Origin of the sequence: Flavobacterium faecale (assembly GCF_003076455.1) — a bacterium.
In the GTDB taxonomy this organism is placed as follows: Bacteria; Bacteroidota; Bacteroidia; order Flavobacteriales; family Flavobacteriaceae; genus Flavobacterium; species Flavobacterium faecale.
Window position 1 is genome coordinate 2,640,001 of the sequence record NZ_CP020918.1, and the last position, 24,715, is coordinate 2,664,715.

Consider the following 24,715-nt stretch of genomic DNA (forward strand, 5'->3'; position numbering starts at 1 on the left):
CATATATCAATAAGGGTTGGGATTTGTATAAATCAAAATCTACTTATAATGAAAGTCTAGAGGATAATAATCCTTATGAAGGTAAATTATACAATAGCAAAGCTCCTGTTTTTCCTTATGACTTGAAAGATATGTATGAGAAGAATGATGCAGGTGTTTTGCGTTCTACTCCTTATGGGAATGATTTGTTGGCAGAATTTGCTACAAAAGCTATAGAAAAAGAATCGCTAGGTAAAGATGATATTACTGATTTTTTGACGGTTAGTTTTTCTTCTACTGATTATGTTGGTCATTTATTAGGGCCAAGATCTATGGAGTTGCAAGATACTTATTTGCGACTTGATCAAACTATTGCTGACTTTTTGAAATACTTGGATAAAAACGTAGGTAAGGATAATTACTTATTATTTTTAACGGCAGACCATGCTGGTGCTGAAAATGTTAGTTATTTGAAAGATAATAAATATAACGTAGATGCAATTAGTCCTTCAACTATTAGAAAGAATCTAAAGGATTTTTCTCTTAAAACATTTGGAGCTGATTTGATTCTGAACTACTCTAGTTTTAATTTGTATTTTAACAAAGAAGTGGTTAAAGCTAAAAATTTGGATTTAGATGCTGTAAAAAGTGCCTTTAAATCTTATTTGATGACTCAGGATTATGTTAAAAGGGTGTACACTGAAGAGGAAATCTTACATGCTACTGGTAATGACTACTATCTTAATTTTATAGCAAAGGGATACGATGTGACACAAAATGGGGATTTGGTAATCTTGGATAAACCTGGTTATATCGAATACCAAGGAACGGGAACTTCTCATGGTACAACTTATACATATGATACTCATGTTCCAGCCATTTTTTACGGTTGGCATATAAAAAAGGGCGAATCTTACAGTAAAAAGGCAATAACACAGATTGCTCCAACTATTGCGCAAAAACTTAAAGTTTCTTTTCCGAACGGTACAGAAGCTCAAGTTCTAGAAGAAGTGTTTGAATAATACTTTGTCTTTATATAAAAAAAATAGGCTGTCTTAGAAAGACAGCCTATTTTTTTTTATACTAAACTTTAGCTTTAACAGGTAAAGGAATCTGATTTTTTAACAAATCTTCAAATGTTTCATGAGCACGTATTAAATGTCCTTGACCATTCATCCATAGTACTTCTGCTGGTTTGTATCTTGAGTTATAGTTTGAAGCCATAGAGTAGCAATAAGCTCCTGCATTTTTAAAACTTAGAATGTCTCCCTCTTTCAATTCGGCTATGCGTCTGTTATTTGCAAAAGTATCTGTTTCACAAATGTATCCTACTACAGAATAAAAACGTTCTTTTCCTTTTGGATTAGAAATGTTTTCTATTACATGTTGTGATCCGTAAAACATAGGGCGAATTAAATGATTAAACCCACTATCAATACCAGCAAAAACGGTTGATGTAGTTTGTTTAATTACATTCACTTTAGCTAAAAACTGTCCTGCTTCACTTACCAAGAATTTACCTGGTTCAAAAATTAAGGTTAAGTTTTTACCATATTCTGTACAAAACTCATTGAATCTTTTTGATAATTTTTTACCAAGTTCTTCAATATCTGTTTCGATATCATCTTTTTTGTAAGGAACTTTGAAACCACTTCCAAAATCTAAAAACTCTAGATTTTTGAAATTTCGAGCTGCATCAAATAATATTTCGGCAGCATATAAGAATACTTCAATATCTAATATATCAGATCCTGTATGCATGTGGATACCGATAATGTTCATCTTTGTATTTTCTACAATTCGAACTAAATGTGGTAATTGGTGAACAGATATTCCAAACTTACTATCAATATGTCCTACTGAAATATTTTCATTTCCTCCCGCCATTACATGTGGGTTGATACGAATGCATACTGGTACATTTGGATGCTTAGCACCAAATTGCTCCAAAATAGATAGATTATCAATGTTGATTTGAACACCAAGTGCATTTACCTCTTCTATTTCTTCTAATGAAACTCCATTTGGGGTGTAGAAAATACGTTCTGGAGCATATCCAGCATGAAGTCCTAGTTGTACTTCTTGGATAGAAACAGTGTCTAGTCCTGACCCCATTTCTTCTAATAACTGAAGAATTGCGATATTTGACAAAGCTTTCATCGCATAATTAATACGTAATTTTTCTACCTTAGAAAAAGCTTTGGTTAAACGATTGTATTGTGATTTTATTTTATCTGCGTCATAAACATAAATTGGAGATCCAAATTGTTCTGATAGTTGTAGTAAGTCTTTCGGTTGCATCTTAATATTTTTAAGCAAATTTATTATTCTTTATTGGTTTTACAATGAAAATAAGTTATTCTAACAAAATATAACAAAATGTTTGTTTTGTAAATCTTAGAAATTTTATTTATATTTATTGTGTTGGTAATATATTGTTTATGAGGTGTTTGTTTGATATGATGTTTCAGTGGTATTGCTGCAGAGAATGATCGTTGAAGTTGATTTAAACGATTTTTATATCATATTTGTCCAATAAACCTGTAATTCCTTGGGTAGCAAATCGTGCTTTTTTCATTGGATTAAACTCGGGATCGATATTATAATGGAATGCGGTTTTGAAATTTACTCCTTTTAATTGTGTTTCATTAAAGATTGCACCTGATAAGTCTGAGTTATCAAACGTTGCTTGGGTAAGATCACAACTCATAAAAGCAACTTCTTTTAGAGAACAATTTTTAAAAACTATTTTAGGCATTTTTTTATTCGTAAATGAACTGTAATCTAAAACGCAATCTGAAAACGAAACCTGAAATAAAAAATCATTACAGGTATGGAAAGTAATTCCCATCATTTTACAGTTGCTATAGTGTACGGTTTTTAAACTTGTTCCGATTAATTGCATCATTGATAAGTTACAATCAATAAATTCACAATCCATAAAACTGTTGTTGGAGAAATCACTATTTGAAAAATCGCAGTTCTTGAAAATGCAATCTTCAAATTGGCGGTTATTAACTTTTTTACCAGTAAAAATTACTTTTTCGAATGTTTTTTGTACGTGTAGTAATCCTTCCATTAGTCGTTAAATATACTTTTCATTACAAATTGAAGTCCTTTGAACATTAAAAACACGGACGAGATGCACGCAATGATACCAACAGCCAAAACTAAATAATGCCAATCATTTTTTTGATTCATAAAAGCATTGTAAATTACAGTTGGGCCTAAAAATAAAAGGGGTAAAGCACCTGAAAGGTATTTCAATCCACGAGAAAGTGTATTTTTATCTGTTGCCATAATTGTTATAATTTACTGTTTTTCCAGTTGTCTACTGCTTTTCGAACACTTCCATTTTCGGTAAGTAATTCAGCTCCTTTTTCGTATGTTACAGGTATTTCGCTCATGATCATTTTGATTCCTCGATCGACCAATTTACTATTACTAAGCTGCATATCTACCATTTTGTTTCCCTTTACTTTTCCGAGCTGAATCATCGTTGCTGTAGAAATCATGTTGAGAACGAGTTTTTGTGCTGTTCCAGCTTTCATTCGAGAGCTCCCTGTTACAAATTCAGGTCCTACAACTACGTCGATAGGAAATTTTGCAGTTAAAGAGATGGGACTTCCAGCGTTACAAGAAATACTTCCGGTGCTAATATTATTTTCGTTACACGTTTTTAGACCTCCAATAACATATGGAGTTGTACCTGAGGCAGCGATTCCAACAACTACATCATTTTGAGTGATGTTGAATTCTTGTAAATCTTTCCAAGCTTGTGTATCGTTATCTTCTGCATTTTCGACTGCTTTCCTGATAGCAGCATCACCACCAGCAATAATTCCTACTACCATATCAAAGGGTACACCAAATGTTGGAGGACATTCTGAGGCATCAACTACTCCTAAACGGCCAGATGTTCCAGCTCCGATATAAAATATGCGCCCTCCAAGTTTCATCTTGGATACAATCTCGGTTACTAGATCCTTAATTTGTGGCAAAGCTTTTTCAACTGCTACGGGTACTGTATGATCTTCTTGATTTATATTTGCCAATAATTCATTTACTGACATTTTTTCAAGATGCTCGTATTTTGACGTTTGTTCCGTTGTTTTTGTAAAGGTCATTTTCTATTTATTTTCAGGTAAGTGGTCAAACTTTGCCTATTTCAATGTACTACAAATTTAAGTATTTATAAAAAGAGAAACGATTACTTTATAGAAAATGTATTTTAGAATTTAAAAAAATATTCTATCCATAATAAAGAGCTGTATTGAAAGGATTTCTATTCGATAAATTGCCACCTTCTTTTTAGAATAAGAGAAAAATATAGAATAGCTCTTAATATATTTACTTTTGAAAATTAATCCACTTTAATTTTAGGTACAGCAGCGGAGTTTACTAAGTTGGTTATTTTGGAATTGTTGGCTTTTACGTATTCTAAAAACTTTACAATATCTTCTTTTTTAGTAAAATAATTGCGGTAGGAGTATGCATATAAAACTAGAAAAGTTCCTCTGTCATTTTTTTGTTGTTGGTAGCGGTATATATTCCACTCAAGGACATTGTGACCACCGCTCAACATGAACGAAATAACTTTTTCGTCTTGATTATTAGCTTTTTCAATGTTAGTTTGTACCAGCGGATTATCTTTTTTTAGTTTTTCAAGCTCATTCAGTTTCATGTTACTTGCCTGTTCTACTAATATATCAGACTGAACGGCCTCTACAATTAACATTTTTTGATAGGTTTCAAATTTATTATCAGATGTTCTAAGGTACTCTTGTTTGTAATAGGTAGTGTTTGGATGTGAACTCCAAGCGAGATGAAAATTGTGATCTTCAAATTTCAAAATTGTTCCCGTATGTAAGAAATCGACAATAGTGTCTTGCTGAAAAGAAAGCAGTGCAAAGCTGGACGTGAATAGTAAAAAAAGGGCTATTTTTTTCATTTTCGAAAGGGGGTGAATTACTAACTATATTTGAGCCAAATATACATATATCAACTAAATAACAATCTTTTTTCAGTAATTAAACCAAAACTAGTACTGACTGATATGAGAATTTGAACTGGCAATTTTTTTTTCGAAAATAATCACAGTCAAACGTACTTTATTAAAGTAAATAGGCTAAAATGATTCCGAGGACTATCATAGATACTTTAGCAATATTAAACTTGTGTCCTTCGCTACTTTCGAAAATTATTGTAGAAGAGATATGAAAGAGAATTCCAATAACTACCGCAGTAATTTCGGTATTGTAATCGCTTAGCATCGGCACATAAGCAGAAACAAAAGTTCCTAAAGGTGTCATTACAGCAAAAGTCATCATGAAAACAAAAATTGCTTTTTTATTTAAATGAGAATTTATAAAAAAAGTAGTTAGAATAATTGCGATTGGTAGGTGATGAATTGCAATTCCTATAGCAAGATTATCTTTGTGATGTCCTACAGGGAAACCTTCTAAAAACGCATGAATACAAAGACTGATAAAAAGTAACCACGGAATATGAGTCATATTCGGGTGACCGTGTACATGTCCATGTTCTGCGCCTTTGGAAAAAAATTCTAAAATAATTTGAAACAAAATCCCCATCATAATGAAGATTCCGATGCTTTGATTTTTAGTTTCATAAACATCTGGAAGCAAATGCATTACTGTCAATGCAAGTAAAAATGAGCCACTAAAAGCTAGTAAAAGTTTTAGGTTACTTTTGTTTTTTGGCTTAATAACCAAGGCAATACTATAGCCAAGCAGTACCGAAAGTAAAGGTAAGATGTAATTCATGGCGATTTGTAAATCGGAGAAAAATATTAAAATAGGCTAGCTCGTAAACAGAGTTACATTTTTACTATAACGAAGGTTTATTTTGTGGTTTAAACCATTCGAATCGAATAAAAATAATAAAACGGTTTCGTTACTATTTGAAAATCATGATTAAGCGCTCGCTTTCAGTTTTATGAAATTTTTTGAGTTTGTAGTCACCAAAAATGTCCAATAAATAAATTCCGGCTTCGTCCATCATGCTTTGAAAATCTTGTAGCGTTAAAGCTTTAACTTTTTCGGTATAATGATATTTTTGACCATTATCTTCAAAATCAATGTCTTTGTATATGTGCCCATCTGAAACGTAGCGCTTAAGGTGAAATTCAATTCCGTCAACGATTTTAACTTCTTCGGGAACTAGCGTGTTAACAACCTGGTTTACATTCATGAAATCAATTACTGCAAATCCATATTCAGATAAACTTTCTTTAATAGCTTTTAATGTGGTTAGATTGTCTTCGTCTTTTTCGAAATACCCAAAACTTGTAAATAAGTTAAAGATAGCATCGTATTTTTCTTCGAAAGATTCTCTCATGTCGTGCACTTTAAAGTGCAGGCTGTCGTTGCTATTTTTGGAAGCTTCGAGAATACTATTTTCGGAAAGATCGGCTCCAAGAACGTCAAATCCTAATTGATTTAAATAGATGGAATGACGACCTTTCCCGCACGCTAAGTCCAATACTTTGGCTTTTTCTGGCAGATTGAGGTAGTGCGTTATATTGTCCATGAAAAGTTGTGCTTCACGGTAATTGCGCTCTTTGTATAATATGTGATAGTATGGAGTATCGAACCAAGAGCTAAACCAAGTTGGTCTTGGTTGGTCTGGATTTGAGTTGGATGGTTGCTGTTCTTCGGACATTTATTCTTTTCTGTTTATTCTATCCCGCAAATTTAGTGTATTTTTGCTGAAAAATAACGCCTTTTGATCTTGAAATGGATTTGGGTTAATTGATAATTTGACGGCAGTTGGTGATTTCTTTTTGCTAAAGCTGTTTGATACAAAGAATGATGATAGAAAATAATTTTAAGATGATTGCCAAAACCTTTTTTGGTTTTGAAGAAATATTGGCCAAAGAGCTAACACAATTGGGTGCTCAAGAAGTAGAGCAAGGTGTACGAATGGTGAGTTTTGTGGGTGATAAAGGTTTTATGTACAAAGCGAATTTAGCATTGCGAACTGCCTTGAAAATTTTGAAACCTATTTATTCTTTTAGAGCAAATAATGATCAAGCATTATATAAAGGAGTGGCAAGTATTAATTGGTCACGTTATATCAATGCCAATCAAACTTTTGTGATTGATGCGACTGTGCACTCTCAAAACTTCAACCATACCGAGTTTGTTTCTCAAAAATGTAAAGATGCCATTGTGGATCAATTTAGAGAAAGAACAGGGCAACGACCAAGTATTGATAAAGCATTTCCTGATTTAAGGATTAATATTCACATTGATAGAGATCAAGTATCAGTTGCATTGGATACTTCAGGGAATTCGCTTCACCAACGTGGGTACAGAACGGCTACCAACTTAGCACCAATAAACGAAGTTTTAGCGGCAGGAGTGCTATTGCTTTCTGGATGGGATGGTCAAACAGATTTTCTAGATCCAATGTGTGGTTCGGGTACTTTTTTGGCAGAGGCAGCTATGATTGCATGTAATATTCCGGCAAACATCAACCGTAAAGAATTTGCTTTCGAAAAATGGAAAGATTGGGATAATGATTTATTTGATAAAATTACTGATAGTTTGTTGGGTAAAATTCGTGAATTTCACCATACTATAAAAGGTTATGACAAAGCTCCATCTGCAGTGAGTAAAGCCAAAGACAATATCAAAAATGCAAATCTAGAGGAATATATTACGATCAAAGAGGATAACTTTTTTGAAACAGAAAAAAACTCAGAAGGCAAGTTACACATTGTATTCAACCCGCCATATGATGAGCGTTTGGATATTCATATGGAAGAGTTTTATAAAAATATTGGCGATACGCTAAAAAAGAATTATCCTGGAACCAATGCCTGGTTTATCACGGGTAACCTTGAAGCATTGAAATATGTAGGTTTGAAACCTTCTCGTAAAATAAAATTATTTAACGCAAGCATTGAATCGCGTTTGGTAAAATACGAAATGTACGAAGGAAGTAAACGTACTAAGTTTCAAGAAGTACAGGAATAAAGATTTTTTTTAGAGATTTACTAAGTTTTAAATACAGTTTCATAGGAACCTAGAAGTCTAAATAACTAAAAAAAAAGATAATGTAAATTGGCTTGATTATCCAAGATACACAGTTTTTTTAAATAAATATTAAGCTTAGCAACTTAGTATATAAATCCCGAAGCTTTGGGATAATAACTTAAAATAAAACAATGACAAAATTACAAATAAGAGCTTTTTTATACCAATTAGGATGTTTTGCAATTCTTTTTATATCTGTGCGTTATTTGGTTGCCATGTACACGAATCTCACTGGCTTTTGGATTCCGATGGTAGCTTTCGTAGTTGGTACTTTGCTTTCACCAAAATTTAAAGCATTAAATACAAAAGATGGCGAAAAGCTATTTATGAAATGGATTTTCATGAAAGAAGTACGAGAAATAGAGTAGTTTCTTCTAGTCTCAGTTTTCAGTCTACAGTCTTCAGTCTACAGTCTTCAGTCTCAGTTTGCAGTCTTAGTCTAGAGTCTCAGTTTTAAATAATTGAGTGAAAAGAAATAGAGGGTCCTTTTATAAAATAAAAAAAAACGTTAGTAGAAAATTTTCTACTAACGTTTTTTTTATTGCTTGAAATTTTATGACTGAAGTTTATTGATCGTTTACAGTAATAAACTGATTACCGTAAACTGAAAACTACGTCTTCTTCACATATTGAGTGATAATCACAATGGTTTGACCATCTACTTTTCCTTCAATATACTCGGCATTTTCATGGTCTAGGCGTATGTTTCGAACTGCGGTTCCTTGTTTGGCTACCATGCTAGAACCTTTTACTTTTAAATCTTTGATAAGTACTACCGAGTCTCCGTGTTCTAGGATAACTCCATTGCTGTCTCTATGGATAATTTTATTTTCATCATCAGCACCTTCGCCTGTAGCTTGTGCCCATAGTAAAGTGTCTTCGTCAAGGTACATTTGCTCCAATAATTCTTGCGGCCATCCTGCAGCGCGCAAACGGCTCAACATTCTCCATGCCACAACTTGTACGGCAGTATGCTCACTCCACATACTATCGTTAAGGCATCTCCAATGATTTAAATCTTCGTTTCCTGGGTTTTCTATTTGATCAATACAAGTAGCACAAGCAAATATATTTTCATCCAAGCCCCCTCTTTGAGTTGGTAGAACGGTATATACTTTCAGGTTTTCGGTTGCGGTACAAAGTTCGCATTGTGACCCACTTCGTTTGTTTAATTCTCTTTCGATGCTCATTTTTTTGTTTTAAGAGGCTAAATTATTTTTAATTCGCCTTGTTTATTTTTGAATAGGATATTATTTTTTGGCTACAACAACCGCTTTTGGTACCAATTTTTGATATTCTCCTTTATTTCGAATAACATCACGTACGATACTTGAGCTTATGTAGGATGTACTTGCAGCAGTAAGTAGAAAAACAGTCTCGATTTTTGACAAATGTCTGTTGGTGTGTGCAATGGCTTTTTCGAATTCAAAATCTGCCGGATTACGCAAACCACGTAATATAAAATCAGCATTGAATTTTTGACAAAGTTCGATCGTTAAGCCTTCATAGGTAATAACAGAGATTTTTGGTTCATTTTTAAATGTTTCTTCTATAAAGCGTTTGCGCTCGTCTAGACTAAACATGTATTTTTTTTCTGCATTGACACCAATTGCGATGATTATTTCATCAAAAAGCGGAATAGCTCTTTTGATGATGTCTTCGTGACCAAGTGTAATTGGGTCAAAGGAACCGGGGAATATAGCTTTTCTCATTGTTTTCTTTTTAGTACTATTTATGATGGAAAAAATGCTCTTTTTAGGATCTTCTAATAGTTTTAATTGCGGGAACCCATTCTTTCTTGAGACAATTATCACAAGTTCCACCAGCAACGGTTAATTCTTGAATGTTACCGCAAAAGCTACAAGCATAAGTACCATTTTTTGGAATCACTTCTGATTTTTGACTGAAAATTTGTGGCAAAATAGGCAATCCATATTTTACATCCTCATCGGCATAATAAAAAGTGCTTATTTCGCCATTGGTCTCAATGTAAGCATTCTTAATCTGTCCTAAATGTTCAATAGATTTCAGGCGAAGTTCTAAAAAAAATTCGTCTTGTGCTAAGTTTTCCTTTTTAAAACGGTGAATTGAAAATTCTCCTTCATCAATAATGCATTGGGTTTTGCCTTCTACAAATTGTTCAAACTTTGGACTTTTGGCCGTAAGCCAAATAATTATCTTGTAATAGATTGTTATGACAATGATTACGGCAATTGCAGGTAATAGTCCAACATCATCATATAGCATAGGATCGCCTGCGGCAGAACCTAAGCTGATGATGATTACCATCTCAAATACAGACAGTTGTTTTACACCTCTTTTTCCTGTTAGCTTCAAGGCCAATAGTAAAATGGTAAACATTACTATGGTTCGAAATGAAACCTCAATTAAAAAATTGGGAGATAGATCATTTAATAATATTCTTTTCCATTCTATCATTTCTCTGAAGTCATTAATTACTGTAAAGCAATTTCAATCGCATTTCCGAACAAATCTTGTAATGAGATACCTGCTGCTGCAGCTTGCTGTGGCAGTAAACTTTCGTTGGTCATTCCCGGAATTGTGTTCATTTCGAGCATGAAGGGTTCGTCGTTTACGATGATAAATTCAGAACGAGAGAAACCTTTCATTTTTAAGACTTCGTAGGCGCGCTTGGCTATGGCTCCAACTTTTTCGGTCAATTCATCTGAAATTCTCGCAGGTGTAATTTCTTGTGATTTCCCTAAATATTTGGCTTCGTAATCAAAGAAATCATTTTCAGAAACGATTTCGGTCATTGGTAAAACAGTTACTTTTCCTTTATAGTTGATAACGCCCACAGAAACTTCGGTTCCGTCAAGGAAACTTTCGATAATGATTTCGTTATCTTCTTTGTATGCGGTTTCAATTGCAGTAGGCAAATCTTCAAGGGCATGTACTTTTGAAATTCCGAAGCTAGAACCTGCTTTGTTTGGTTTTACAAAACAAGGTAAACCCACTTTTGAGATAATTTCGTCAATATTGATTTCGTCACCCAAGTTCAGGTAGTAAGAAATCGCTGTTTGTATTCCGTAAGGTTTTAAAACAGATAATAAATCCCTTTTATTGAATGTCAGTGCTGCTTGGTAATAATCGCAAGCCGTTTGTGGCATGCCGATTAACTCAAAGTAGGCTTGCATCAATCCGTCTTCACCCGGCGTACCATGGATGGCATTGAATACGCAGTCAAAAGTGATTTTTTTTCCGTCTACAGTGCTCGAAAAATCGTTTTTGTCTATTGGGTATTCTCTATCATCTGCATCGACATAGACCCATTTGTCTTTAAATATATGAACGCAGAAAGGGTTGTATTTTTTATAATCTAAGTTTTGGTAGACTACGTTTCCGCTTATAAGTGAGATTTTGTATTCGCTAGAATAACCGCCCATGATGATGGCAATGTTTTTCATATATTGAAGTTTTTACTTTTGTAGAATGAAATTTGATTGTTCTCTATTAATAAAATGTTGATGAATGATATGTGTTTCTAACCCCGATAGCAGCAAAAATCCTTGTGAGGGAAGGCTTTATGCCCCATAAAATTGTAGCGTCCCGACGCTTCGGGAGGTGAATTAGCTCCTAAATAAAGCAATTACCTTTTTGATAAACAAAATTATCATTTTTTTTGGAACGAAATAGCTATATCTTTGCAGTATTATAAAAAATAATTTATGAGTTTACGTAAATACCTTGTTAGTCGTGTGTTTTTTGTTCAAGCTTTTTTGGCTGTTTTGACAATTGCAGTTTTGGGTTATCTGTTAATGCATTGGTTGACCTTTACTACGGATCACGGAAATGAAATTACAGTTCCGAATTTGAGCAAATTGACAGAGGAGCAAGTAGAAGAGAAGTTGGATGAGTTGGACTTGGCCTATGTGGTTTTGGACAGTGTAGATTTTAGAAGTGATTTTCCGAAATACAGTGTTGTACAACAAGATCCTTTGCCTGGAGCGAAAGTAAAGGTGGGGAGAAAGGTGTATATCAAGATTAATTCTTCAGGATTTTCATCGGTTAAAATTCCTGATTTAATTGAGAAAACATATCGTGAAGCTGTGCCTACACTAAGAGCTTTGGGTCTTGAGGAAGGAACCGTGACTTACATACCAAATTTAGGAAAAGATATGGTGCTGGAAATGCGTTGCAAAGGACGTAATATAAGCCCAGGAGATAAAGTTTTGAAGGGATCTAAAATTGATTTGGTTTTGGGCGACGGAAAAGCAAGTTACGAAGAAAGTATACCAACGGACACCATTGCGAGTCCAACAGATGAAATGCCAAATGAACAATAATACAGAGTCGGTTGACTTAGAAGAAGAATTATTCGAACACTTTAGATTTGAAGTGCCGAAGGGACAAACAATTTTGCGTGTCGATAAATATTTGATGGGATTGATCCAAAATGCAACTCGAAATAAAATTCAGAATGCAGCTACGGAAGGAAACATTTTTGCGAATGATATTCCGGTGAAATCAAATTATAAAGTAAAACCATTTGATGTGATAACTGTAATGTTAACGCATCCACCGTTTGAAAATCATGTTTTGCCAGAGAATATTCCGTTGAATATTGTCTATGAAGATGCAGCTTTGTTACTAGTAAACAAAGAACCAGGTTTGGTAGTGCATCCGGGTCATGGTAATTACACAGGTACGTTGGTGAACGCATTGGCGTATCATTTTGAGAATTTGCCAATGAATAGTAGCGAACGTCCAGGATTGGTACACCGTATTGATAAGGATACCTCAGGTTTGCTTGTAATTGCAAAAACAGAGGCGGCAATGACGCATTTGGCTAAGCAATTTGAGGCTAAAACAACCGAGAGAGAATATGTTGCCCTTGTTTGGGGGAATATTGACGAAGAAGGAGGTACTATCGAAGGGAATCTAGCTAGACATTTGAAAGACCGTATGCAAATGGCTGTTTTTGCAGATCCTGAAGTAGGAAAACCTGCGATTACGCACTACAAAGTGTTGGAGCGTTTTGGTTATGTTACTTTAGTGTCTTGTGTGTTAGAGACCGGACGTACGCACCAAATACGTGCTCATATGAAGCATATTGGTCATCCAATTTTTAATGATGAGCGTTATGGTGGTCACTTAATTTTAAAGGGAACTACATTTACTAAGTACAAACAGTTTATCGATAATTGTTTTAAAGTGTTACCAAGACAAGCATTACACGCTAAAACACTTGGCTTTGTGCATCCTACAACAAAGGAGAATATGCGATTTGATACTGAATTGCCACAAGATTTTCAAGATTGTATTGATAAATGGAGAGGATATTCTAAATCACATACTATAGAAGACGAGGAATAATTTTCGTTCTCTACCAATAAAAAAGGTTAATTGCTTATTTCAGTAAGCAGTTAACCTTTTTTTTTATCGTTTGAGACTGAAGTGACCTTTGGATATTCTGCCATCAGGGAGTTGCACAGTATACCAATAATCGGTAGCAGGTAGTGGTCGTTTAAGGTACAAGCCATCCCAACCTTGATCTAGTGGATTAAGTCTTTTTAAGTATTTACCATAGCGGTCGTATATTGTAATTTGTATGTTGGCATTGATGCTTGGATCGACGCCTTGAATGTTCCAGTAATCATTAAAACCGTCACCGTTGGGTGTGAAAAATTGTGGAGCGCCAAGAACATAAATGATTTGGCTATCAAAGCCACAATCATTACTGTCTTTTACAAAAACCTCATATTGCCCTGCTGGTACTGAACTAAAGGAACCAGAATCTTGAAACGGACCTTGACTACCATTGATACTAAATAGATTTTGTGGCGACTCATTTTGCAGCTTTATTGAGATCGAATTTGGCTCAGATAAATCTTTAATGATTATCGATTCGATTTTTATTTTAGGCGTTACAATTAGCGGAATCATACTTGTAACAAAGCAAGTTGGTGTAGCCGTGTTGGCTACTTTTACTGTTAGTGTTTGTGTGCTACTAGTAAAAGGATTTGGTAGCGAACTCGACAATGCATTTCCAGCAGCGTCTTGATAAGACACAGTGACATCAGTTTGACTGCCAATAAGTGTGCTCTCAAATGTACTAGTATCAAAAACAGCAGTTTCTTTTAATGTTGTAGCATCTGTTCCTGTAGCACACAAAGTCGTTAATTGAGCAGAAATAGGGTAGACCTTTGGTTCGATTTTTAAAATTTCATAGGGTAACGATAAGACTGTGCCGTTTAATAGTAGATCCAATCTGAATTTTTCTACACCCGACTTGGTCACTACGCTCAACTCTGCTTTGGTTTGCCCTGGCATACTCTCATAACTATTTGTTGCAGTATTTAATTGGTACCATTGCAGTCCACTTGTGGCAGCAAATTCAAAAATAGGGTACGAGTCTCTGTCGGTAGAACTGTTTGGAGCATCATTCCATTTTATACCTCGGTTTTGAAATTCAAACTGTCCGTAATCTTCATCGTTAATATAGCCGCCATCATCATATAATACATAGTTTGTACCTGCAAGCTGGTGGTAATCGTTAGGCTCATTGGTGCTCCAGTTGCTGTACGTAAGCGGTCGACCATCTATCCAGTACCAACCTTTTTGGTTTACTGAATCGTCAAAGTCACTAGCATCTTTATATTGTTTTAATCCCAACCAAAAAGCTATTCCATCATTTACAGTGCCGCTCGCTAGTCTGGTAGCAACTAGTCCATCATAGACTGTAGTTTCTTCTGTAGTACTATTGATCATGTACATCGAAGCTCCAGGAATGGCATTGATAAGGTTGTTTGCATCTTCCCAAGGCATTGTTTGCTGTTTTACATAATAGGTAGATTGATCATATTGAGCTACTTTGGTTAAGCCAAGACCTGCTCCATTGGTGTTTTCAACTTCAAATTGTTCGTTAGAGAGGATTCCAGTTGCGGTGATCTTTACTGTTTCGCCATTGCAAATATTGGTAGTTTTATCTGCGGTTAAAGTTGGATTGATTTCGTAGACAATCGTTTCAAGACGCTTACCGATGGCTGCTTTTGGTGATGTTTCAAGATAATAAATGGTACCACTCACTAATGGAGTGGTAGTTAGCAAAGCAGTACCTCCTGTGAGTGCATCAAACCAGGTATATGTAGCTCCCGTAGGAAGATCAATTACTCGTAAATCAGCAATGGTATAGGTTTTTAAAGTAGAATTTAAAAATGTAAACGTAGGTTCAACTTTTACATTCTGCGAATGAACACTTAGAAAAGTGAAAATTAATAGTGTAGTAAAAAGATTTATTTTCGAATAAAATAGAAACATTTGAATGATGTTATTGTCTGGAATAATTAGTTTAAAAGTAAGCAATAAAATGCCGTAATTATCTTAAAGTAAAAAACAAAGTTTTATTATGTTTGATCCACTTATTTTTTGATGATTAGATTGAATTTAACTTAAAACACCTTCGTAATGTGATGATTATGATTGTATTTGGTAAAATTAATCAATAAAAACTAAGTTGTAGAGTGAAATGGGAACTATTTTTTTGGGGTAAAATAGGCTTTAAAGTGACGATTGAAGTTTTTTTATTCCTTTTAACGACTTTAATTTTCTGAAAGTTCATTAAGTAGTAGTTTTGGCTGAAATTAATAGAAACTAATACTGCCACGGTATGGGAAATATATTTGACCCGGTTTACAGACAAGGTTATATGGAAGGTTATACAAAGGGATTCGACCCCTTGTCTCAAGAATACGTTCACGAGCAAAACTGTACTGCTTTTTATACGGGATTTGAATGCGGGAGATCTGATTACGAGCGTTTAAACGGAAAAATAAAGGATGGTATTCCGTGTCGCATTGTGACTAAGAAAATATTAGACGAATTTCAATTGGCAGGAATGCTAGGTATGAGTATTGACTCAGATGATTTTACCACGTATCAATTGAATGTTATCGAAGAATGGTATAAAAGCGGAATAGAAAACTACAATGTGCAAGAAAGTTTATCACTTCTGGCATTGTTGGAAGAAGAAGGAATTCAGATGATGTAACATTATATTGTTCCTATAAAAAATCCCCTTAATGATCTAGAAGATTGTTAAGGGGATTTTTAGTTTTATTTTTTAGCTGCCGCGGCAACTGGAGGTACTTTTAATTCTATTTTCTGATTAAAAAGAGCGATCTCGGGTTTAGATAATCGCTTTTGAAGCCAGCTAGTCAGTTGTGTAGCACTTTGAGTATCCAAAGGTTTTTTACTGTTGTAAACGAGTACTGGTACGGTTTTTAAGCTATCTGTTTGTTCATTAAAACTGTGATTGGCTACCGCAATGTTCTCAACGGTTGGAAAAAGTATTTTAATTTCAGACAAAAGTTCCTTGTTGTTGTAACGATCAGCTGCCAACTGCTTTTGTAAATTTAGAATCGTAACATCTTTTTGGCTTAAAACCATATTGTTAGAATTAATTTCATTCAAAATATCACTCTTTAGATCGGTGGTATCTTGCACTACAATTAGCTTTGTGTTATTAATGTCATAACTCTTAAGTTTAGCATTTAAATCTTTTATTTCGCTAACAGAAAATTTCTTGGTCAAAAAACCTAATTCTAGTTTTTTTGGACTGGTATTAAAAGCGGTTCTTTTGTATAGAATCGCAATTCCTTTGTTACTGAATTCATTTTCCATGAAGACATCAATAGCATGTTGGTATTTTTTTTGTTCAAAAAGCTGGTAAGCAAAATAGATACTCGGCAGAATCAAAATCGTAATCAAGGTGGTAATAATGTATTTTACCTTTGTTTGATTACGATCTGTCAATTGCTTTTTGGTGGGGTATTTTAAATACTTTACAATGAAGAAAGTAGAAATACAAATGAATACACAGTTGATAGCGTATAAGTAAATAGCTCCAAAGAAGAACATTAAATTACCTACAGCCAAACCATATCCAGCTGTACACAATGGTGGCATTAATGCTGTTGCAATAGCCACACCTGGAATAGGATTTCCTTTTTCGGCTCGTGTGATGGCAATAGCGCCTACAAGTCCACCTGAAAAGGCAATAATAATATCATAAAAGTTAGGAGCAGTTCGTGATAATAACTCTGGCTGCGTCTCTTTGAATGGACTGATATAAAAATAGAAAGTAGACACTAATAAACCTACGATGGTTGCCACCAATAAGTTCTTAAGTGACGTTTGTAGTAAATCAAAATCATAAATTCCAAGACCAAATCCGGCACCTACAATAGGTCCCATCAAGGGCGAGATAAGCATGGCGCCAATAATTACTGCTGTCGAGTTGACATTTAACCCTACAGAGGCCACCACAATAGCACATGCTAAAATCCATAAATTGGAGCCAGAAAAAGAGATGTTTGATTGTACGTTCTCTAATACTTTCGAACGTTCTTCTTCGCCTTGATTAAGGTTGATGAAATTTACAAAACGACTAACTAGCTTTTCCATTTGGGCTGCTTTTTAAAGTTTGTTTAAGCAAAAAGAAACCTATTACACCTGCAGTAAGCGAGGATAGTAAAATTACAAATTTGGCATTATTGATAATTTCATGATCATCAAAAGCAAGTAACGTGATAAAGATAGACATTGTAAACCCAATTCCGCCCAAGAATCCTACAGCAATAATCGTTTTCCAATTTAGATCATCTGGTAGTTTACAAAGACCAGCTGAAACAGCAAGAAAACTAAACAATGCAATACCAACCGGTTTACCAATTACAAGACCCATTGCGATCCCAAGGCTATAATGTTGCTCTAAGGTTTCACCAATGTTAGACCCTAAAACGATAGCAGTGTTTGCCAATGCGAATAATGGAAGGATAAAGAACCCTACTGGTTTATGCAAAAAGTGCTGTAACTTATATGAAATTGATTTTTTCTCTCCGTTTTCGAAAGGGATAACAAAGGCTAGTAAAACTCCCGTAATGGTAGCGTGAATACCTGAGTGAAGCATTAAGTACCACATGATTACACCACCAATTAGGTAAGGGAATAATTTGATTACTTTCATTCTGTTCATTACAAACATAGCCAATAGCACACCTAGTGCAGAAAATAAATACGTAAAAGATATTGTTTTGGTGTAGAATGCTGCAATTATTAAAATCGCACCCAAGTCATCAATAACAGCAAGCGCGGTTAAAAACACTTTGAGTGATAATGGAACACGGTTTCCTAACAAAGATAAAACTCCCAATGCAAACGCAATGTCTGTAGCCATAGGTATACCTGCTCCAGATTGGGTGGCTTCGCCAAAGTTATCCATTAAATATAGTCCTGCAGGAATTATCATTCCACCCAAAGCGGCGAAAATGGGTAATAAGGCATCTTTTATGTTTGAAAGTTCACCTAGATAAATTTCTCTCTCTAATTCTAAACCAATCAGTAAAAAGAAAATGGTCATCAAACCATCGTTAATCCAGTATTCTAAGGGTTGACCTCCTATGTTTGTAAGCCAAGTGTGATGGTATTGTGCTCCGAAAATAGAGTTTGCCAAAATTAAAGAGACAAGGGTACAGCCAATTAAAACTAGACCACTTGATTTTTCATTGTCAAAAAATTCTGTGAATAAGTCGGATTTATAAAGTTTCTTCAGTTGTTTTTTCATAAGAGTCTGCTTTCTTTTTGCTTTTTATAGCAGTTTGAACTGCTAATTAGTAATTTTTTTCAAAAATACCGATTTACTTATTAATTCCATAACAAAACTTGAGGTTATTACCATGCATAGCAATTGATTTTAAGTTTTGTTTACTGCATTATCGTATTTTATACAATTATTTTTTTCTAAACTCCCAAAATAGAAAAGCGACACTTTTTATTTTTATCGAAAGGGACACTGTTTTATTTCATTCTTAAGTGGTTTAGCTGATGGTATTTTTATAATTTATGGTGCTATTGTAGATTTCAATAGTCATGATGGAGTATTCTTATTTTCAAGTTGTATTTTTGACAGCATTAATTGATATCTTTTACTCTTAGCTGCTGGTTTTGAATGTGACTTTAAGTTGCAATGCAAGTAGCTAGAACCTTTATACTTTTATCCTATGAAAATTGTTATTTCTCCTGCGAAGTCTTTGAATTTTGATAAAGAATTACCAACAGAATTGTTTACCGAATCAAAATTTTTGAAAGAATCACGCGCTGTTCATAAAGTTTTAAAAACTAAAAACCCAGACGATTTGTCTAGTTTGATGAGTATTTCTCAAAAACTGTCTGATTTGAATTGGCAAAGAAACCAAGAATGGCATACGCCATTTACTACTGAAAATGCAAGACCAGCTGTTTATACTTTTGACGGTGATGTGTACACGGGATTGGATGCATTTACCATTCCGACCTCTAAACTGGATCAGTTGCAAGATAAATTGAGAATTCTATCTGGTTTGTATGGATTGCTAAAGCCGCTTGATTTAATGCAAGCCTATCGATTGGAAATGGGAACGAAAATGCCAATTGGTGAGCATAAAAATCTATATGAATTTTGGAAGCCAACTTTAACGAAAGCTTTAAACAACGAAATGGAAGCAGGGGGGTTGTTTGTTAATTTGGCGAGCAATGAATACTTTTCGGCAATAGATACAAAAAGTTTGAAAGTTCCGGTGATTACTCCCGATTTTAAAGAATATAAGGATGGGAAATTAAAAATCATTAGTTTTTTTGCCAAGAAGGCGAGGGGAATGATGGTGCGCTACATTATTGATACCAATGCAGAAACGATTGATGACTTAAAAGGATTTAATTATGATGGTTATCAATTTGATGCTAATCTGTCCAAGGGGAATCATTTGGTTTTTACTAGATAAAAAAAAAGCTGCATTTTTGAAAATGCAGCTTTTTTTTGTGGGTTTTGTTATTTGCGTGAAGGATCGTAGCGACATCCTTTTTTGGGGCTTTTTTTGCCCCAAAAAAGATATAGCGGAGAGCCTGGCCCGTAGTTTACGGAGGGACACGCCCAAAATATTCTATTAATGCATGGCATCAGCTGGGTTGATTTTTGATTTACCAGGTTTTACAAATAATATAATCGGGATGCATAATAAAAATAATATTCCCAGATACATAAATATATCCATGTACGCTAGGACGGTACTTTGCTTCATTACTGTATACTCCATCGCTTGGTAGGATTTCTTCAAAGCTTCGTTAACTGTGTAGCCTTTAGACATAAAACCTGCTTGCATTTGTTGAATGCGTTGTTGAATTTCGAATTTGCTTCCGTCAAGGTTGGCTACCAAATCAACGCGATGTTTTTGACTAAATCGAGTGATAAAAGTGGTGATAATTGCGATTCCGAATGACCCACCTAATTGTCTCATCATTCCGGTAAAAGCAGCTCCTTCACCAATACCTTTTCCAGATAGTGTAGAAAGCGACATGGTCGTGATAGGAACGAATAATAATCCTAGTCCAACTCCCCTTAAAATCAATGGCCAATATAGATGTTCGACACCTGTATCTGGCGTCATAACACCATGCATCATGTAGGTAAAGATGAAGAAAGTTAGAAATCCTACTGCAACCATATAGGTTTGCGGAATCCCATTTTGAATCATTCTCCCTACAATTGGCATCATAAACGCTGTTGTGATTGAACCTGGAATTAATAATAGTCCAGCGTCTAAGGCTGTCCATCCTAGAATAGATTGTGTGTAAATAGGTATAATTAAAGTAGAGCCATACAAACCAAAACCTAATATGAAACTCATCATTGTTCCGATACGTAAATTACCATCTTTTAAAACACTTAGGTTTACGATAGGGTACTTATAGGTCATTTCTCTCCAAATAAATAATACCAAACCAAATAGCGATACGACGCTTAAGGTAACAATCAATCTATTGTTGAACCAATCATCTTGTTGTCCATGCTCTAAAACAAATTGTAATGATCCGATGAAGGCAGCTAGAAGTATAATTCCGATCCAATCGACTTGATTAGATTTAAGTTTTTCGCCATATTTAGGACTACGTACAAAGCTTAGTGTTAATAGAGTAGCAATAATACCCAATGGAATATTAATGTAAAAAATGTAAGGCCATGAAAAATTATCAACCAGATAACCACCCAAAGGTGGCCCTAGTGTAGGCCCAACAATAACTCCCATACCGTAAATGGCTTGCGCCATACCACGTTTTGCTACAGGATAACTCTCTGTAATAATGGTTTGTGCGGTAACTAATAAAGCGCCTCCACCTAGTCCTTGTACAAACCTAAAGGCTACGAGCTCCCAAATATTGGTTGCGTTTCCGCATAAAAAAGAGGCCACAGTAAATACTACAATGGAAACCGCAAAATAGTTGCGGCGCCCAAATTGTTGTGACAACCAGCTCGTCATGGGAATAACGATTACGTTGGCAATGGCATAGGCAGTAATCACCCAAGCTACATCTGTTAAAGTAGCACCCAAACTCCCTCGCATGTTGGTTAATGCTACGTTTACAATGGTGGTATCTACAATCTCCAATAAGGCACAGAGTACTGCGGTTATCGTAATGATAACACGTCTGAATCCGTATTCTACTAAGTCATCTTGTCCTTGTTGTGTCATTTGTATTGATGATAAAATTTTATTTTATGTGTACATCTACATCCACATTCATTCCTGGACGTAGTTGTTTAATTTTTTCGGCATCATTATCTTTGTCGATGCTAATTTTTACGGGTAATCTCTGAATTGTTTTTACGAAATTTCCGGTAGCGTTGTCAGGAGGCAAGATTGAGAATCGAGATCCTGTTGCAGGAGAAAAAGAAGTAACAGTTGCTTTGAACTCATAATCTGGGTAAGCATCTACTTTTAAAGTCACCTTTTGTCCAGCAACCATTTTGTTTAATTGCGTTTCTTTGAAATTGGCAATTACCCAAGCTTCAGTGTTGTTGATGATATAGAAAAGAGATTGTCCTGGCTGAACCAATTGTCCTGGTTGAATATCAATTTTCGAAACCTGACCATCAATGGCAGCAGTAATTACAGTGTATGTTAAATTTAACTGAGCAGTCTCCAACATTGATTTAGCTCTTTTAATATTAGCAGCCGCTACCTCGGTTTGTTTACCAGAAACTTTAGATTTAGCTTGAGAAACCGATTTTTGAAAAGAAGAGGCTTTTTGCTGTTGTTCTAATATTTTGATTTGGTTCTCAGCTTCTTGTTTAGCTGCTAACGCTTGCTCATATTGTTGTTTTGTAATGGTGTGGCTTTTGTATAAGTTGCTATAACGATTAAAATCGTTGGTAGCTAGACCCAATTTAATTTTTGCAGATTGAATGTTTCCACCCGCAGATTGTACATTAGCATCTGATACAGATACACTTGCCATAACACTTCCGATATCTGCTTTTGAAACTTCAAAACTTCCTTCGGCACTTGCTAAATTTGCAGTAGCTTCATCAATTTTTAAACGGTACTCTTTGGAATCAATCGTGAATAATGTGTCTCCTTTTTTTACAAAATCATTGTCTTTGATGTACACTTTGTCAACATAACCAGAAACTCTTGGAATAATTGGGTTCATATTTTTCTCAATTTGAGCATCATCTGTTTCCTCATGAGCTAGAGAGTGCATATATTTGAATATTCCGTAAGCACCACCCAAAATCACAAGTGCAGAAACGATGATAATAAATTTAGTATTAGTTTTTTTCTTTTCCATTTTGATTATATTTTTGAAAGATTGAATGTTTGATTTAATTGTCCTGATGCCGATAATAAGGCATAGTATTTTTCAATACTATCTGCTTTAGACAGTGTTTTGTTTATTTTTGATGCCAATTGTTCTACATCTGCTTCGAGTAAATCGTTGGTGTCTGCTAATCCATTATCGTATTTATCTTTGATGATTCGATAATTTTCTGTTGCTTGCCCTACCGCTTCAGTATATACTTGCTCTTGTTTTAAGGACAACTCAAATGCTTCCGTGGCACGTTTTACTTCAATTTTTATGTAATCAGTCAGTACTGCTTCTTGATTTTTTACTTCTTCTGCTTTGCTTTTAGCCAATTTTACAGTAGTTCCATTTTTTAAAATACCACTTAAATCATAAGATAAACCTACCCCAAAGTTCATTGCATTTTGCACGTTGATCACATTTTTAAGGTCTAGGGTTGTGTAACCGCCCACAAGTGCAATCGAAGGATAGTAACCACTTTTTGCTATTGCAATATTATCAAGACTTGCTTTTTGTGCTAATTGAATAGCTTCTAAATCTTTTCTGTTTCCAAGAGCAGTTTCGTCACTAGTAGGGATTCCGCTCATATCAAAATTTGCAAAATCACTTTCAAGAACTTCTACAACTGTGCTTGGATCTAATTTTAAAAAGTTGGTTAATTCAAAGTTGAGTGTATTTAGGTCACTAGTCGATTTATCCAAAGACAACTGTAATTTTGACACTTGTAATTGTGCTTTAAGTAAATCATTGCGAGGTATTATTCCGTTTTTTTCTAACTGAATAAAATCATCTACACGTTGTTGAGCACTTTTTTTGTTTTCGGATAATAGGTCAATTGTTTTTTGCGCCTTGTATAATTGGGCATAATAATCAATTACTCGCATAGCAACTTCTTCTTTGGTTTGCAAAGCATTTGCAGTTTCGGCTTCGTACATATGGTCTGAAGCTTTAACGCTATTGCGAAGTTTAAAACCGCTAAATATAGGTAAGGAAGCGGTTACTTGACCCAATACTAATTGATTTACCACGGGGGTGCCACCTGTGCTAGACGAACTGCTGCCAGTTTGCAAATCTACTTTTGCATTAGTCAAACGTTGGTATTGACCTGAAATTTTCAAATCGGGATACATGCGATTTTTCACCGACTGTACTTCCAACGATTTGGATAAAACTTTGGAATCTGCTAGTGATACTTCACTGCTTTTTTGCCAAGCCAAATGAATAGCTTCTTCGAGTTTTAAACTCTCTTTGACCTGCGCCTGCAGGCTAGGCATTAGGAATAACGATACTCCTAATACTAGGTATGGATTAATTTTCATAGTTAAGAAGTCCTTTTATAGTTTGATGTATGTGTGCTGTAAGTGTGTTTTCTATATAATGCTCAAAATCGGATTCCTTTTCAAGCTGTAATAAATTTTGGAAATAAATTTTGTTCATATACACGTGAAAGAAGGTACCTAAGATTGTTGGAGTGATTAACTCAATAGTTACGTCTTTTTTAAATATTGATTTCGCCTGACCCTCTTCAATAATTCGTTTTAAAGCATTGAAGTTTTTTAGTCTAATATCATCAAGAATTTCAAGTTTGATATTTGACTTTCCACCAGCTAATTCAAAATGTAATATTCTGTAAATTCCTTTATTACAATTGAAGCGATTGATGTAAAGAGAAATCAAACGTTTCATTTTTTCTCTAGGATCTAAATCTTCAGTTGCTAAATTTTCAATTTCAAATCTTAAATCCTTTAAACGATAACTTGCTAAGGCTTGTAGTAGCTTCTCTTTCGATCCAAAATAGTATGACACCATAGCGATGTTTATTTTGGCCTCTTTTGCAATAGTCCTGATAGAAGTACCTTCAAACCCATTGTCTGCAAATAAAGATTCGGCTACTAATAGAATCTCAATTTGTTTTTCGTTAAAATCGGTATTCAAATTCATGATAGTTTCATTATTTGAGTACAAAGTTAAACAACCGTTTAGTTTAAACAGGTGTTTAGTTTTTATTTAACGAAATATTAACGGTAGCCAAA

General features: G+C 34.7%; 25 protein-coding genes (1 of these 25 cut by a window edge). 7 read left to right on the forward strand and 18 right to left on the reverse strand.

The window, feature by feature from the left end; translation table 11 throughout:
* Nucleotides 1-1,001: the 3' portion of an alkaline phosphatase PafA gene (pafA, locus tag FFWV33_RS11330; protein WP_108740996.1), read on the forward strand. The gene continues 610 nt to the left of window position 1, outside the view; the window shows 1,001 of its 1,611 coding nt (coding positions 611-1,611); its start codon lies beyond the left edge, outside the window; the stop codon is at nt 999-1,001.
* Between the two features lie 61 nt (nt 1,002-1,062).
* On the opposite strand, the gene lysA is transcribed toward pafA, so the two are convergent.
* The 7 genes from lysA to FFWV33_RS11365 all read right to left on the reverse strand — a co-directional run bounded on the left by lysA (nt 1,063) and on the right by FFWV33_RS11365 (nt 6,663).
* Entirely contained in the window at nt 1,063-2,280 is a 1,218-nt protein-coding gene (gene lysA, locus FFWV33_RS11335) for a diaminopimelate decarboxylase (RefSeq protein WP_108740997.1), read from the reverse strand.
* A 205-nt stretch (nt 2,281-2,485) separates the two neighbouring features.
* Nucleotides 2,486-3,058, reverse strand: a complete 573-nt coding sequence (locus FFWV33_RS11340; protein ID WP_108740998.1) for a pentapeptide repeat-containing protein — start codon at nt 3,056-3,058, stop codon at nt 2,486-2,488.
* Nucleotides 3,058-3,279, reverse strand: a complete 222-nt coding sequence (locus FFWV33_RS11345; protein ID WP_108740999.1) for a DUF6095 family protein — start codon at nt 3,277-3,279, stop codon at nt 3,058-3,060. The genes FFWV33_RS11340 and FFWV33_RS11345 overlap by 1 nt, the downstream gene beginning before the upstream one ends.
* A gap of 5 nt (nt 3,280-3,284) precedes the next feature.
* The gene (gene murQ, locus FFWV33_RS11350) at nt 3,285-4,106 is read right to left on the reverse strand and encodes an N-acetylmuramic acid 6-phosphate etherase (RefSeq protein WP_108741000.1); all 822 of its coding nucleotides are present in this window, start codon (nt 4,104-4,106) and stop codon (nt 3,285-3,287) included.
* Between the two features lie 236 nt (nt 4,107-4,342).
* Nucleotides 4,343-4,930 carry a hypothetical protein gene (locus tag FFWV33_RS11355; RefSeq protein ID WP_108741001.1) on the reverse strand — a complete coding sequence of 196 codons (588 nt, stop codon included), beginning with the start codon at nt 4,928-4,930 and terminating at the stop codon, nt 4,343-4,345.
* A 163-nt stretch (nt 4,931-5,093) separates the two neighbouring features.
* Nucleotides 5,094-5,765: a ZIP family metal transporter gene (locus tag FFWV33_RS11360; RefSeq protein WP_108741002.1), complete on the reverse strand. Its 672-nt coding sequence runs from the start codon at nt 5,763-5,765 to the stop codon at nt 5,094-5,096.
* Between the two features lie 133 nt (nt 5,766-5,898).
* Nucleotides 5,899-6,663 (reverse strand): class I SAM-dependent DNA methyltransferase, encoded by a 765-nt coding sequence (locus tag FFWV33_RS11365; protein WP_108741003.1) that lies wholly within the window; start codon nt 6,661-6,663, stop codon nt 5,899-5,901.
* A 152-nt stretch (nt 6,664-6,815) separates the two neighbouring features.
* Between FFWV33_RS11365 and FFWV33_RS11370 the strand changes: the two genes are divergently transcribed.
* Both FFWV33_RS11370 and FFWV33_RS11375 read left to right on the forward strand, forming a co-directional pair.
* Nucleotides 6,816-7,982: a THUMP domain-containing class I SAM-dependent RNA methyltransferase gene (locus FFWV33_RS11370; RefSeq protein ID WP_170111563.1), complete on the forward strand. Its 1,167-nt coding sequence runs from the start codon at nt 6,816-6,818 to the stop codon at nt 7,980-7,982.
* Nucleotides 7,983-8,173: 191 nt separating this feature from the next.
* The gene (locus FFWV33_RS11375; RefSeq protein WP_108741004.1) at nt 8,174-8,410 is read left to right on the forward strand and encodes a hypothetical protein; all 237 of its coding nucleotides are present in this window, start codon (nt 8,174-8,176) and stop codon (nt 8,408-8,410) included.
* Nucleotides 8,411-8,653: 243 nt separating this feature from the next.
* Here FFWV33_RS11375 and FFWV33_RS11380 read toward each other — a convergent pair whose 3' ends face one another.
* From FFWV33_RS11380 to FFWV33_RS11395, 4 genes are read right to left on the reverse strand one after another with little or no spacing between them, the layout of a single operon-like run.
* Nucleotides 8,654-9,232: a PhnA domain-containing protein gene (locus FFWV33_RS11380; protein ID WP_108741005.1), complete on the reverse strand. Its 579-nt coding sequence runs from the start codon at nt 9,230-9,232 to the stop codon at nt 8,654-8,656.
* 60 nt (nt 9,233-9,292) lie between these two features.
* Nucleotides 9,293-9,754: a pantetheine-phosphate adenylyltransferase gene (gene coaD / locus FFWV33_RS11385; RefSeq protein ID WP_108741006.1), complete on the reverse strand. Its 462-nt coding sequence runs from the start codon at nt 9,752-9,754 to the stop codon at nt 9,293-9,295.
* Nucleotides 9,755-9,797: 43 nt separating this feature from the next.
* Complete coding sequence (locus tag FFWV33_RS11390) at nt 9,798-10,481, reverse strand: DUF421 domain-containing protein (protein ID WP_108741007.1); 684 nt, start codon at nt 10,479-10,481, stop codon at nt 9,798-9,800.
* Nucleotides 10,482-10,498: 17 nt separating this feature from the next.
* The gene (locus FFWV33_RS11395; RefSeq protein WP_108741008.1) at nt 10,499-11,470 is read right to left on the reverse strand and encodes a D-alanine--D-alanine ligase; all 972 of its coding nucleotides are present in this window, start codon (nt 11,468-11,470) and stop codon (nt 10,499-10,501) included.
* A 261-nt stretch (nt 11,471-11,731) separates the two neighbouring features.
* Between FFWV33_RS11395 and FFWV33_RS11400 the strand changes: the two genes are divergently transcribed.
* Nucleotides 11,732-12,349: a PASTA domain-containing protein gene (locus tag FFWV33_RS11400; protein ID WP_108741009.1), complete on the forward strand. Its 618-nt coding sequence runs from the start codon at nt 11,732-11,734 to the stop codon at nt 12,347-12,349.
* A complete protein-coding gene (locus FFWV33_RS11405; protein WP_108741010.1) occupies nt 12,339-13,379 on the forward strand; it encodes an RluA family pseudouridine synthase in 1,041 nt (346 codons plus the stop codon). The genes FFWV33_RS11400 and FFWV33_RS11405 overlap by 11 nt, the downstream gene beginning before the upstream one ends.
* A gap of 63 nt (nt 13,380-13,442) precedes the next feature.
* Here the strand turns inward: FFWV33_RS11405 and FFWV33_RS11410 are convergent, their stop codons facing one another.
* The gene (locus FFWV33_RS11410) at nt 13,443-15,323 is read right to left on the reverse strand and encodes a T9SS type B sorting domain-containing protein (protein WP_159086009.1); all 1,881 of its coding nucleotides are present in this window, start codon (nt 15,321-15,323) and stop codon (nt 13,443-13,445) included.
* A 349-nt stretch (nt 15,324-15,672) separates the two neighbouring features.
* Here FFWV33_RS11410 and FFWV33_RS11415 point away from each other — a divergent pair, with 349 nt between their 5' ends.
* Complete coding sequence (locus FFWV33_RS11415; RefSeq protein ID WP_108741012.1) at nt 15,673-16,053, forward strand: hypothetical protein; 381 nt, start codon at nt 15,673-15,675, stop codon at nt 16,051-16,053.
* A gap of 65 nt (nt 16,054-16,118) precedes the next feature.
* Here FFWV33_RS11415 and FFWV33_RS11420 read toward each other — a convergent pair whose 3' ends face one another.
* The gene (locus tag FFWV33_RS11420) at nt 16,119-17,468 is read right to left on the reverse strand and encodes a TIGR00341 family protein (protein WP_108741013.1); all 1,350 of its coding nucleotides are present in this window, start codon (nt 17,466-17,468) and stop codon (nt 16,119-16,121) included.
* Nucleotides 17,452-18,627 (reverse strand): Na+/H+ antiporter NhaA, encoded by a 1,176-nt coding sequence (gene nhaA, locus FFWV33_RS11425; protein WP_108741014.1) that lies wholly within the window; start codon nt 18,625-18,627, stop codon nt 17,452-17,454. Before nhaA ends, FFWV33_RS11420 begins: the two co-directional genes overlap by 17 nt.
* 436 nt (nt 18,628-19,063) lie before the next feature.
* Between nhaA and yaaA the strand changes: the two genes are divergently transcribed.
* The gene (yaaA, locus tag FFWV33_RS11430) at nt 19,064-19,822 is read left to right on the forward strand and encodes a peroxide stress protein YaaA (RefSeq protein WP_108741015.1); all 759 of its coding nucleotides are present in this window, start codon (nt 19,064-19,066) and stop codon (nt 19,820-19,822) included.
* Nucleotides 19,823-19,984: 162 nt separating this feature from the next.
* On the opposite strand, the gene FFWV33_RS11435 is transcribed toward yaaA, so the two are convergent.
* The 4 genes from FFWV33_RS11435 to FFWV33_RS11450 are packed head-to-tail and all read right to left on the reverse strand — an operon-like array spanning nt 19,985 to nt 24,623.
* Nucleotides 19,985-21,568, reverse strand: coding sequence for an MDR family MFS transporter (locus tag FFWV33_RS11435; protein ID WP_108741016.1), 1,584 nt, complete (start codon nt 21,566-21,568; stop codon nt 19,985-19,987).
* 19 nt (nt 21,569-21,587) lie between these two features.
* A complete protein-coding gene (locus FFWV33_RS11440; RefSeq protein WP_108741017.1) occupies nt 21,588-22,667 on the reverse strand; it encodes an HlyD family secretion protein in 1,080 nt (359 codons plus the stop codon).
* Between the two features lie 5 nt (nt 22,668-22,672).
* Complete coding sequence (locus FFWV33_RS11445; protein WP_108741018.1) at nt 22,673-24,001, reverse strand: TolC family protein; 1,329 nt, start codon at nt 23,999-24,001, stop codon at nt 22,673-22,675.
* On the reverse strand, nt 23,991-24,623 hold the full coding sequence (locus FFWV33_RS11450) for a TetR/AcrR family transcriptional regulator (RefSeq protein WP_108741019.1): 633 nt from the start codon (nt 24,621-24,623) through the stop codon (nt 23,991-23,993). Before FFWV33_RS11450 ends, FFWV33_RS11445 begins: the two co-directional genes overlap by 11 nt.
* Nucleotides 24,624-24,715 lie beyond the last annotated feature (92 nt).